The organism is Bacillota bacterium (assembly GCA_012842395.1).
Classification (GTDB): Bacteria; Bacillota; SHA-98; order UBA4971; family UBA4971; genus UBA6256.
In genome coordinates, this window is record DUSX01000017.1 from 73,936 (window position 1) to 86,328 (window position 12,393).

General features: G+C 63.6%; 9 protein-coding genes. 4 read left to right on the plus strand and 5 right to left on the minus strand.

Going from position 1 to position 12,393, the window contains the following annotated elements:
• The first annotated feature begins 217 nt into the window (after positions 1-217).
• Positions 218-1,873, plus strand: a complete 1,656-nt coding sequence (glgP, locus tag GX515_05415) for an alpha-glucan family phosphorylase (protein ID HHY32456.1) — start codon at positions 218-220, stop codon at positions 1,871-1,873.
• A 115-nt stretch (positions 1,874-1,988) separates the two neighbouring features.
• Here the strand turns inward: glgP and GX515_05420 are convergent, their stop codons facing one another.
• The 4 genes from GX515_05420 to GX515_05435 all read right to left on the minus strand — a co-directional run bounded on the left by GX515_05420 (position 1,989) and on the right by GX515_05435 (position 7,500).
• Positions 1,989-4,496 (minus strand): HAD-IC family P-type ATPase, encoded by a 2,508-nt coding sequence (locus GX515_05420; GenBank protein ID HHY32457.1) that lies wholly within the window; start codon positions 4,494-4,496, stop codon positions 1,989-1,991.
• A gap of 32 nt (positions 4,497-4,528) precedes the next feature.
• Positions 4,529-5,305 (minus strand): TrmB family transcriptional regulator, encoded by a 777-nt coding sequence (locus GX515_05425; protein HHY32458.1) that lies wholly within the window; start codon positions 5,303-5,305, stop codon positions 4,529-4,531.
• A gap of 190 nt (positions 5,306-5,495) precedes the next feature.
• The gene (locus tag GX515_05430) at positions 5,496-6,737 is read right to left on the minus strand and encodes an MFS transporter (GenBank protein ID HHY32459.1); all 1,242 of its coding nucleotides are present in this window, start codon (positions 6,735-6,737) and stop codon (positions 5,496-5,498) included.
• Between the two features lie 22 nt (positions 6,738-6,759).
• A complete protein-coding gene (locus tag GX515_05435; GenBank protein ID HHY32460.1) occupies positions 6,760-7,500 on the minus strand; it encodes a hypothetical protein in 741 nt (246 codons plus the stop codon).
• Positions 7,501-7,769: 269 nt separating this feature from the next.
• On the opposite strand from GX515_05435, the gene GX515_05440 reads away from it, so the two are divergent.
• The gene (locus GX515_05440; protein HHY32461.1) at positions 7,770-9,038 is read left to right on the plus strand and encodes an amidase domain-containing protein; all 1,269 of its coding nucleotides are present in this window, start codon (positions 7,770-7,772) and stop codon (positions 9,036-9,038) included.
• Here GX515_05440 and GX515_05445 read toward each other — a convergent pair.
• Positions 9,022-10,455, minus strand: coding sequence for a phosphomannomutase/phosphoglucomutase (locus GX515_05445; GenBank protein ID HHY32462.1), 1,434 nt, complete (start codon positions 10,453-10,455; stop codon positions 9,022-9,024). The two genes, GX515_05440 and GX515_05445, sit on opposite strands and share 17 nt — an antisense overlap.
• A gap of 160 nt (positions 10,456-10,615) precedes the next feature.
• Here GX515_05445 and GX515_05450 point away from each other — a divergent pair, with 160 nt between their 5' ends.
• Together GX515_05450 and GX515_05455 are read left to right on the plus strand one after the other, a co-directional pair.
• The gene (locus tag GX515_05450; protein ID HHY32463.1) at positions 10,616-11,338 is read left to right on the plus strand and encodes a hypothetical protein; all 723 of its coding nucleotides are present in this window, start codon (positions 10,616-10,618) and stop codon (positions 11,336-11,338) included.
• Positions 11,339-11,653: 315 nt separating this feature from the next.
• The gene (locus GX515_05455) at positions 11,654-12,370 is read left to right on the plus strand and encodes a response regulator transcription factor (GenBank protein ID HHY32464.1); all 717 of its coding nucleotides are present in this window, start codon (positions 11,654-11,656) and stop codon (positions 12,368-12,370) included.
• Positions 12,371-12,393 lie beyond the last annotated feature (23 nt).

Sequence of the window (12,393 nt, forward strand, 5' to 3'; positions counted from 1 at the left end):
CGGCTCAGTTGCCCTGGCTGGGTTCTTGAGTTATAATCGGGCACGTGGGAGGAAGGGGCGGCGTGTTGCCGCGCTCTTCGGAGGCTTCACTAATAACGCGCAGGGCACCGGAGCTGCGGCGCCCCGTCACGTGGAGCTGCGCGGCGCAGCGCGCGGGGCTCGGACGTGGACGGCGCAACTCGGAGGCAATGGCGCTGGCTGCGCTAGGGGGAGAGGTATGTACAGAGATAGCGCCACGCAGCCACCGAGGGTGGCGTACTTCTGCATGGAATTCGGCCTCCACGAGGAGCTCAGGATCTATGCTGGAGGGCTCGGGATACTCGCGGGCGACTACCTGAAGTCAGCGTGCGATCTCAGCCTTCCGGTAGTGGGGGTCGGAATACTCTGGCGGCAAGGGTACACAAAGCAAATGATAGGCGAGGACGGGAGGCCGTTTGACGCGTATCCCTGCTATTCCTACGAGTTCCTCAAGGACACGCGCAAGCGCGTGACGGTCAAGATACGCGGCCGTGACGTTGTCTGCAAGATCTGGCTCGTGGACAGGTACGGGAACGCGCCGCTGTACCTCCTCGACACGAACGTCCCCGAGAACGAGGACAGATGGATAACAGGCCAGCTCTACGGCTGGTTCGGCGAGGAGCGCGTCGCTCAAGAGATGGTCCTTGGAATAGGCGGGGTTAGGGCCCTCCGGGCTCTTGGCATAGACGTGGACGTGTACCACTTCAACGACGGACACCCCGTCTTCGCAGGTATCGAGCTCATCCGTGAGAAGATGTCCCGCGGGATGAGCTTCGACCAGGCGCTCGCCGCGACGCGGCGGGAGGTGGTCTTCACGACTCACACGCCCGTGAGGGAGGGCAACGAATCCCACGGGCACGAGCTCCTGCGCTACATGGGGGCTTACAACGGGCTATCAAAAGAGCAGATGGCGAGGATCGGGGGGGACCCCTTCAACATGACCGTGGCGGGGTTGCGGCTCTCGCGCATCTCAAACGCTGTAGCCGAGCTGCACTGCGAGACCGCTAACAGGATGTGGCAGGACGTCGCGGAGAGATCGCCCATCGTGGCTGTGACAAACGGGGTCCATCCCGGCACGTGGCAGGATGAGGCGGTCCGCGAGGCGTTCGAATCGGGCGGAGACCTGTGGGCGGTTCACCAACGCGCGAAGGCCGCGTTGCTGGAGGAGATCAAGGCGAGATCCGGCGTCTCCTTGAAGCAGGAGAACATCCTAGTGGGATTTGCGAGGCGTGCGGCGCCGTATAAGCGCAGCGACCTCATATTCCGGCGGCCGGAGGTGATCGACCCCTACCTCAGGAGCGGCAGGCTACAGCTTGTGTTCTCCGGTAAAGGTCACCCCCTTGATGACGTGGGCAAGGATATCGTCGCGAACCTCGTGCGCATGGCGAAGCGATACCCGGAGAGCGTGGTGTTCGTGCCGGACTACGACATGAAGGTGGGGCGCCTCCTCACCCGCGGGTGCGACGTGTGGCTCAACAACCCCGCGAGGCCGCTCGAGGCGAGCGGCACCTCCGGGATGAAGGCCGCCATGAACGGCGTCCTCAACCTGAGCGTCCTGGACGGGTGGTGGCCGGAGGCGTGCGACCACGGGCGCAACGGCTGGCAGTTCGGCGATGGATACGAAGGTCCTGGGCAGGATGACCATGACCTCGATGCCCTCTACAGGGTGCTGCTCGGGGAGGTCCTGCCGACGTACTATGAGAATCGGGCGAAGTGGGTTGAGATGATGAAGGCAAGCATAGCCTCTACAACCGAGAGGTTCTCCTCCCACCGAATGCTCGAGGAGTATTACGCACGACTCTACGTTCCGGTCGCCGCGTCGAAGCAGGTAGCGGCCTCTTCCGAGGGGCGGTGACCCCGCACACCGCCGGGCGTCCCGGGGATCTTTGGGATAAAACTCGAACGAACGGGCCCGCGCGCACGCGGGCCCGTTTCACACCACGGCGCGGCGTCTCCGCGTGCGTCCATGCTTAGTCGCCGCGCTCGGCCGCGGGCGTTGCGCTCCCGGACGCGAGCGCGATGAACTTCCCTATTTCCACGATGACGAGCAGCGCTATAGCCAGGCCGAACACCATGAGCCATTCCCCCGCTGAAAGCGGCACGACCCCAAGAACCCTGCGCACCGCCGGCACGGCCACCGCGCCGATGGCCAACGCAAAGCCGCCGGCCACCGAGACGAGAAGCGGCCTGTTTGCGAGAAGGTGACCTGTGTGGAAGATGCTCCTCCGCATGCTCCGGTACGCGAATACGTACACGAGCGATATGATCGCGAGCGTCGCAAAGGACAGGGTGCGCGCGAGCGTGAGGTCGTGATGGACCAGCCAGTAGTGACCGAACATGGCGAGACACCCCACCGCGGCTGTTATGCTTATGGCGGCTATGAGACCGATGCCGAGCCTGCCGAGGATCGGCTCGGAAAGCGGCTTGGGCTTCTCGCGCATGATGCCCTTCTCCGCGGGCTCGAACCCGAGCACTATATCCACGGGGCCGTCACAGATCAGGTGTATCCAGAGGATCTGAGCAACCACGAGAGGCGCAGCCCATCGCATGATCATCGCGCCGAAGATGAGCAGTATCTCCGCAAACGAGTTGGATAGCGTATACGACACGACCTTCTTGATGTTGTCGAACACCACGCGACCCTCTTCGACCGCGGCCACGATGGTCTTGAAGTTGCTGTCAAGCAGGACCAGGTCGGCCGTCTCTTTCGCCACGTCGGTCGCCCCGCCTACGACTACTCCGATGTCGGACTTCTTCAACGCCGGGGCATCGTTCACGCCGTCACCCACCATGGCGACGACCTCGCCAGCGTCCTGCAGAGCCGACACTATCCTGAGCTTTTGGTGCGGCGATATGCGCGCGAAGACCACGATGTCCCGCACGCGCGAGGCGAGGTCGCTCGCGCTCATGGCGTCGAGGGCTTTCCCGTCCACGACCCCGCCGGGAGGGACGTCCAGGCCCAGCCGCCTCGCGACGTGGAGGGCCGTGCGCTCGTAGTCGCCGGTAACGATCTTGACCTTGATGCCGGCATCGCGGCAAGTCTTGACGGCCTCCACCACCTCATCCCGGATCGGGTCCTCGATACCCACGAGCCCGGCCCAGGCGTATCCCCTGCATCCCGCGTCCGCGGTCTCCCGAGCCTCGTCTTCCTCGTCGTCCTCCTTGACGGCGATGCCGAGCACCTTGAGACCTTGGTCGGCCCATGACTCCACCACCCGGGCGATCTCCTCCTTGCGCGCGTCCGAAAGGTCGCACATAGCCGCCACGACCTCTGGCGCCCCCTTCACGAAGACCACGCGCTTCCCTTCGACCAGGCTCACCACACGCATGTACTTGGTCTCGCTCGAGAAGGGCTCCTCGTCGACGCGCTCCGCCTGCCTTGCGAAGGCTTCCGGATCTTTGATGCCGTTCTCGCGCGCGAACTCCCACAGAGCAACCTCGAGCGAATCCTCTAGGTTGTTGCACAATACCAGGGCCTGCACGGCACGCTCAGGCATGTCGAACTCCGTGCGAGTAACCGACATCACGCCCTTGGTGAGTGTTCCCGTCTTGTCAGTGCATATCGTCGTGACCGAACCGAGAGTCTCAACGGCAAGAAGCTTTTTCACAAGGCCGTTGCGCTTCAGAATCCGGCGCATGCCGATGACGAGGATGACCGTCACGGCGATGAGAAGCCCTTCGGGAATGGCTGCGATGGCCAGGATGATGGCCACGCGCACCATTTCCAAGACAGGTTTGCCCGTGGCAACGCCGATGAGGAAGAGCGCCACGGTGACGCCGATGACGAGCCGCGTGAGCGTGCGGCTGAATGCAGCCAGCCTGACCTGCAGCGGAGTCTCGCGTTCCTCGCTCTCGGAAAGGCTCGTGGCGATCCTACCCAGTTCTGTGTCCTTGCCCGTGCGGGTGACCTCCATGATGCCCCGGCCCGAGAGCACCGTAGTGCCCATGTACACCTGGTTTCGGCCCGGCTCCTCCGCCTTGAAGACGGGCTCGCTTTCGCCGGTCAGGATGGCCTCGTTCACAGACATCTTCACGCTCTCGAGCACGGCGCCGTCTGCAGGCACCCTGTCACCCGCAGTGAGGATGACTATGTCCCCTGGGACGATCTCGCGGACCTCCACCTCTCGGCGCTCTCCCGCCCTCACCACGGTTGCAGTGGGTTTTACGAGCTTGCGGAGGCTTTCATACGTTTGCCTGGCCTGGTATTCCTGAACGAACCCAAGCACGGCATCAAAGATCACCACTGCCATGATGATCAGAAAGTCGTTGTATTCCTTCAACAGCAAGGACACGAGCCCAGCTCCAAGGATCACGTATACGAGTGGGCTCGTGAACTGCGACAGAAAGATGGCGAGCCGCGACGGGCCCTTACGCGATGGCAAGGCATTCGGCCCGTACTTGCGAAGCCGCTCCTCCACCTCGCCATCGGAAAGCCCCTGAAACGGGCCGAAGTAAGCCTCAAGAGTCTGCGTCGCCATGGTCATCGCTCCTCCCAAGATAGTCGGGCGCGTCACTCACCGAAGATCGCCTTGCGCTCCTCTGGGGTCAACACAGCCCAAAGGTCCCTGCCGAGCCTCTCTGATGCACGCTGCGTGAACATCTCCTGCCAGATGTACTGCCTCGCGATGAACACCAGGTGCCTATTGCCTGTCCAGACCGCCGTATCCTCCGCACCCGTGCCGCCGACCAGGGCCTGGGCGCCATCGGCCACAACCACTATGCTCTGGCCTAGTTGCTGGAAAACGCTCTCCGCCTGTGGGTGCCTGACGACCTGTCCGAACCCGAGCTCGGCATCGCCCGAAACGAGCACGCGGACGCGCACACCCCTCTCGTGCGCCTCCTGGAGCTGCGGCATCACATCCACGAGCGTCCGGTCGCTCGCTGCGAGCAGGAGCTCTTCCCTCGCACCACCTATCATGTCCCTCGCCTTGCTCAGGATTGCGTCTCGCCCCTCGATGTTCCATGCCTGGTCGAGTGGGACCAGCGTCTCGTAGTGGGCGAGGGTCTCGTGCGCGACGTCGATGGCGTCCTCGTACTTGTGGCGCATGTTGTCCAGAAGGGCGTTCACGGGAACGGGTGCATACCGTGTGGTGTCGCCCTGCTGCAGCGTGAGCACCGCGCCTCTGTTGACGAGCCTGCCCAGCGCCTCGTACACCATCGACCGCGGGATGCCTGCTTCTTTGCTGATCTGGTACCCGGTCGCTGGGTTCGACCGCAGGAGGGCGAGGTAGGTTTTGGCCTCGTATTCAGTAAACCCAAGGGATGTTAGAGCCGTGAGGGGGTCCACCGCGTTCCATACCTCCGGCGATTCTGCAGTTCTCTAGTATTCCTGATTGAGATTACGTGGTTCGTTTACGAAACACTACTCTCAGTGTATATGACGGTCGCCGCGCTGTCAAGGGCGAAGAAGAGACAGAGAAAAAAGGGGACGGCGCGCTCGCGGTCAAGAGACGAGGTGAAAACCCATGACGCCGCACCTAGACGACAACCCAGATGCCGACGGCAGCGAGCAGGCCCATCATGCCACCGAAGAGGAACGTCGCTTGAGGGCCGAAGAGGTTCCAGAGGAATCCTGCGAGGAGCGAGGCCGGGAGGAGGCCCACCCCGACCAAGGTCGCGTGAAGGCCGATGGTGGTGGCCCTCAGCTGCACCGGAGCGATGTCCGCCACAAGCGCCTTCTCAATCCCTTCAGTAAGCGCGATGTACGCGCCGTAAACGGAGAAGAGCGCCCACACGTGCCACGGCGCCCTCGCAAACGCGAAGCCCAGATACACGAGGCCGTACATGGCGTAGCCCGCGACAAGAAGCGTCTTCCGGCCCACTCTGTCCGAAAGGTGCCCGGCCGGGTAGGACAACACCGAATAGACCACATTGTAGAGGAAATACACGAGGAGCACCTTCTCGGGACCAAAGCCGAGGTCGCCCGCACGAAGGATGAGGAATTGGTTGGATGAGTTGCCGAGGGCAAAGAGGAACACCACGATGAGGAATCCGCGCAGGCGGCGATCCAGCTTCGACCACTGGAAAGGCAGCGACTTCCGTCGCCTGGCCGCGGGGACCGGGCGACATTCGGTCCCGCCTTCGCCTCTCGTGCGACCGTCGGCTCTGGCTGCGCTGCTACCGGTGCAGGAGTCCTCGGCGGACGCTGCCGTCTCATCCGCGTCCACTCTGGTCTCACGCGCGAGGAAGAGGACCGCCACCCCCATGAAGGCAGGCACCATGGCCCACAGGAATACGCGAGCGTAATCCCCCTTGTACGCCACAACGAAATAGTACGCAAGCAGCACCCCTGCCGCCGCCCCCAGGGTGTCCAGGGCCCTGTGCAATCCGTATGCCCGTCCCCGCGTCTCGGGAGTAGACGAGTCAGCGATCAGGGCATCGCGCGGCGCTGTGCGAATGCCCTTGCCGAGCCTGTCAATGACCCTGGCAACCAGCACCGCTGGCCACGAACGCGCGACATACAGGACGACCTTCCCCGCGGTGGACGAGCCGTATCCCAAGATCGCGAGGGGCTTCTTCCGCCCGAAAAGGTCGGCGAGATATCCCGAGAAGACCTTCAACAAGCTCGCCAAGCTTTCCGCTATGCCCTCGATGAGCCCGACCACGGCAGGCGTCGCGCCCAGCCGTGTTGTAAGGAAAAGGGGCAGGAGAGGGTAGACCATTTCAGTGCTGATGTCCGTGAGCAGACTCACCAAGCCAAGGATGATCACATTGAACACGCCACACATCTCCCCTGAAGGCTCACTGCTCGCCGGTATGGCGGCGGAAGACCTCTTGCTCGAACTCCTCCATGCGGGCCCTGCACTCGGCGATTTTCCGAAGCACCTCGTCTTGGAGCGTGCCCCCGAAGAAGTCGCGGCCCAGGGCCCTCTCCACCCATCGTTCTATATAGGCCAGATCGCCCTCGTTCTCCTCGATCTCGGCAAATGTGAACTTTCCTTTCCTGGTTTCCGTGTCAAGCTCGCCCAAAAGGCCCGTACACTGCTCGAGGATCTCGCGGTATTCCTGGTCGCTCTGGGCGCGGAACCTCGCGACGAGCTCGGCCTCCTCGTAGGACCCTGTCTCCGCGCGGAACACGAATGACTCGACGCCCGTCTCCCTCATCTCTCTCGACAGGCGCAGCACCGCGCGCTCAGTCTCGGACCTCGCCGGGAAGACGGCCACCGCCTGTTGAATGTATAGGCCGCCCAGCTCGCGAACCCGGCGCCACGCCCTGACCCTCGCAGTGGAAGGCTCCACCGGCGGGCGGTACACCAGGACAAGCCACCCCGTCCTCCCCGCCCTCGCCTCGGCCCGGTCTTCCTCAGCCCCGGCGGCCTCGGCACCATGGGCGGATGCAGCTCCTTGGGAGGCCGCAAGCCCGGGTTGCGCACCAATCTCGCACCCGAGGTCCCGCGGCTCTCTAGACACTTCTCCGGGTTCGGGACCGACCTCCGGCAGCCGCCCCCACCGGGCCCGTGCATCAAAGCCCGTCTGCGACACAGCGCGACCACCTACCAGCTCGTGGCGTGCCTCATCAACCTCTTAGTGCCTCTCGAGGTATCAATGTACTTGCGTCCCAGCATCGAACGCTTCAACGGTATTGTAACACCTGTTGCAGCCTGACGCAACAGATGTTAGCCACCAAGTCGGCGGGCGCCCGCGCCCCAAGCGTGCTCGTTTCCGCCTATCATCATTCTACTTCCCGCGGGTGAGACTATATAGGAGCCAAGACAGGAGCCAAGCGGCATGCGAGAGGACGGAGATAGAAAGTGAAAGCCACCCCAGACAGACGTGACCCGAAAAAGCCCAGGGGCGCAAGAACACGGGCCTTCATTGCAGCATTGCTCGTCGTGGCCGCCGTGGCTGGCGCCGGGCTCGCTCGGCTCGGCTCCGGCGCATGGCCCGGCCAGGCCGTCCCGCCTCGAACCCCCGCAGCAAGAGCCGTCGTATCAGCGCTCGAGGATATCTTCGATGCACGCGCGGCGGCCCTTGTCCGGGGAGACCTCTCGCTCATCGAGCGATACTACGAAACCGGCGGCGCCGCGAGCGCCCGCAAGGCCCTTCAGCACGAAGCTCGGAAGCTCCGGTATGTTCAGGCGTGGGCGTCGAAGCGCGGCGTCGCGATCACAGCGGCTGATGCCCATCTCCAGGTCAAATCAGTAGCGCTCGGTCGCGACACAGCGAACGCCGTGGTGTGGCAGAGCCTCAACGTCCGCTACAGGCCGTCTTCCCGTCCGGCAGTGGCCGACAACGTATTCGGGATCAGGACGCGCCACAATGTCACGCTCGTCCGCAAGGCGGGCGCTTGGCTCGTGCGCTCCGACGAGTACACTGACCCTCTCGGCGAGGATACCCTCGTCCCGGAAGTCGCCCCCGCGGCCTCGCTCGAACCGGCAGACTCCGTGGAATTCGTGTATCCGCCCCAGGGCGCCCTGGAAAGCCAGGGGTACGAGGCAGCTGCAGCCGCGCCGTCGCAGCGCCGGGTCTCGGGGACAGGGGCGTACAACCGTAAGCGAGCCGTTGCGTACGCGGACAGGTACTGCGGGGTAAAGGTCTCGCCGGGCGCTGAGTCCGGGTACAATCCTCTGTACCTCGATTACACCGACATGGGCGGAGACTGCACAAACTTCGTGTCACAGGTGCTCGGCGACAGCAAGGCTGGCGGGATCCCACACGACTCGGTGTGGTACTATGACTACGCGTCCTCAAGAGGCGGCAGCAAGGCCTGGGTGGAGACCGATGCTCTCGCCGCCCACCTCACCGAAAGCGGCATGGCGCGCCTCCTTGCCCGAGGCTCGTTCCGCGAGGTCCAGGCCCCCACCGCGCGCTTCCCGAGGGGGGCACTGGCCTTGCTCGAGCCTGGCGACATCATCGCCTACGAAGAGAAAGGCGAGATCCAGCACTTCGCCGTCATCACGGCCAGAGATCCTTCGGGATATCCCCTTGTCAACACGCATACCGCGGACCGCTACCACGTCCCGTGGGACCTCGGATGGGACAAGAACACCGTCTTCTGGCTCTTCAAGATAGTGAGGTGACGCACCCGCGCATGGCGGCCCGCACCTCGCGAAGCACGGCCTCCTTCATGCCTTCCAGCTCCTCGGGACTCGTCGCCTCGAACCTTAGGACGATGACGGGCTGGGTGTTGGACGCCCTCACAAGTGCCCACCCGTGCGCAAACCGGATTCGCGCCCCATCGACTCGGTTTACCTCGCAAGTGCGGCTGAACTCGGTCGCCACATGCTCGACAACAGCACGCTTACACCCTTCGGGGCAGTCCACGCGGATCTCGGGCGTGTTATACATCCTTGGCAAGGTCCTGACCAGCTCGTCGAGACCGCCGCGCGACCGCGACAAGAGGTCGAGGAGCCGTGCCCCGGCGTACACCGCGTCGTCGAACCCGTAGTACTTGTCAGCGAAGAAGAGATGTCCGCTCATCTCGCCCGCCAGAAGCGCCCCGTCCTCCTTGAGCTTCGCCTTTATGAGCGAGTGACCGACCTTCCACATGATCGGGACGCCCCCCGCCTTCCTAATCTCCTCGAAAAGCGCCTCCGAGCACTTCACCTCACCTATGATCTTCGCCCCGGGATGCCTCGCGAGGATGTCTCTGGCGAACAGGATGAGGAGCTGATCGCCCCACAGGATGGTGCCGTCTGAAGCGACCACGCCGATTCTGTCGGCGTCGCCGTCGAAGGCGATGCCCACCTCGGACCCGCTCCTTTTCACCTCGCTTGCAAGCGCCTCGAGGTTCGCAGGGATCGTAGGATCGGGATGATGGTTGGGAAACCTGCCATCAGGCTCCGAGTAAAGCCCGACCACCTCGTGGCCGAGGGATCTGTAGACGTCAAGCGCCACGGTGTTCCCCGTCCCGTTTCCAGCGTCGACCACGGCCTTTACACTGCGCCTCGCGCCGCCCTCGCGCACGATCCCTCCGGAGACGGCCCGGACGTATGCCTCGTTGACCGACACGAACCGGCAGGTTCCGTTGCCTATCGCAAAGTCGCGGGCGACCATGATTCTCCTCACGTCCTGGATGGCCTCGCCGTATATGGTCGTCTTGCCCAGGCAAACCTTGAACCCGTTCTCGTCAGGCGGATTGTGGCTCCCCGTTATCATGACGCCCCCGCCCACATCGAGGTTGAAAAGGGAGAAGTACAGGACGGGCGTCGGCACAAGGCCGATGTCTATCACATCCATGCCGCTCTCCATCAGGCCGGCCGACATCTCGTCCCTGAAAGCGGGCGAACTCAACCGGGCGTCACGGCCAAGCGAGACCGACCTGACCCCGTGGCGCCGGTAGAACGTTCCTAGCGCGCGTCCCAGCCAATATACGAATGCGCTCGAGAGGTCGCGTCCCACGACGCCACGGATATCGTACTCTCGAAACACGTGGTCGGGTACTTCTACTTCCGTGACGGGCCTCGAGCCGTCCCCCTCGCGCTCTATTCCTGCCATCGCAGACTCACACGTCCTTTCCCGTCCGGCCTCGGCTCTATTGTATTTGACGCGTCCCCCGATTGTCCTGCAGGCCCGATTCTTAAGAGAATCTTGACAGATGGTTGGCAGGTTCTTCAAACGAACAAGCTACAATGGACTTGAAAGGAGGTGCCGGATAATGCTCAGATCAAGAATACACAACGCGGTCATTGCAGGCGCGCTCGCCATCGCGATGGCGTTGACCGGGGTCGCAGGCGCGGCCTTTGCACAGGAGGCCGCGACATCCACAGAGCAGCCGGCGGTGAACGGCATAGCGCCGTCCACACCAGTGAACCCGCAATTTGGAGGCCGTCAGAGAATGGGGTGGTCCGGCCCCCTCGTGACGAGGGTCGCAAATATCCTGAAGATGAGCGTCGAAGACGTCATCGCACAGCGACAGGCAGGCAAGTCCTTCGCCGAGATCGCGCAGGAGAAGGGCACGAGTGAAGCCGATCTTCTAGCAGCCCTCGTGGCCGAGGTCAAGTCGTCCGTTGAGAGCCTCGTGGCTAGCGGCAATATGACTCAAGCCCAGGCTGACAGGGTCCTCGCGAACGTGGAAGCCAACCACAAAGCCGCGATAACCCGGACAGCGGTCGGCCCCCAGGGAGACGGCATCCGCGCAGGCCGCGGTCCTGCAGCGGGCACGGCAGGGCCGCACGGGCGGCAGCAGTCCGCAGGTGCGCGTGCCGGGGCGCGCGTCGGCCGCCATCAGGGCGCGATGCAGGGAACAACGCAGGGAACTAGGTCATCCGGCCTCGGGATGGGCTTCGGCCTCGGCCGCGGACGGTCGGGTTGTCCGGTCTGGCAGCAAAAGCAGAACCAGGATGGGACCCAGGCTGGCAGTCAGAACACCGGAGCCTGAGACCGCAAGCACGCGGCATGATCTCCTAAGGGCTCACCTCATCGCAAGGGAAGGCCATCTGGCCTTCCCTTGCAACTTTCACCGCGATCGGGCACAATTAGTTTGGTCCAGGTATGGCGCCATGCCATATAGGCAGGGTCCCGCGCCGCAAAGCAGCGCGAACTCCTGGCGATAACGGAGACAGCTTCGCCCCGGAGGCGGCGCCCTGTCCCGTGAGTGGCCGGCCCCGGCATGGGCCGGCCGTCCCGGCGATGCCGCGAGTGGGCGCGGCCGGCGCGCGGATGGCGCGTCAAGACCCAGCGTCGCGGAGGTGGAATGGCTTTGGATAAGCCACGGATCCTTGTGATAGACGACGAAGCCGCCATAGGCAATATGGTCAAGGACTACCTGGAGGCGCAGGGATACCGGGTCGACTGGGCGGCCGATGGACTGGCGGGCCTCGACGTTTTTCGCAGAACCCGTCCCGACCTCATTGTCCTCGACCTCATGCTTCCCGGAAAAAGCGGGCTCGACGTCTGCCGCGAAATCAGGTCCGAGAGCGACGTGCCAATCATCATGCTCACGGCGAAATCAGAGGAAGTCGACCGTGTCGTGGGGCTCGAGCTCGGAGCGGACGACTACGTCACAAAGCCGTTCAGCCTGCGGGAGCTTGCCGCGAGAGTGCGGGCGGTCCTCAGAAGGGCCGGCAAGGACGCCGAAGACGAGGGAAGCCCTGTTCTTGAAGTAGGCGACATAATCGTGGACACTGATCGCCACGAGGTCTCCGTTGCAGGGCGTGCAGTGACCCTTACGCCGACGGAGTTCGCGATCCTGAGCTTCCTAGCGGAGCGACCGGGCAAGGTCGCAAGCCGCCTTCAGCTCGTGAACGCCGCCCTCGGGGAAGCCTATGCCGGGTACGAACGGTCAATCGACACGCACGTGAGCAACCTGCGCAAGAAGATCGAAGAGGACCCATCGAATCCCAAACGGCTTGTAACAGTGTACGGCCTTGGCTATAAGCTCGCCGATTCCAGGGACCAGTCCCGACCTTGAGCCCCGAAAGCCGCGAGCCGCTG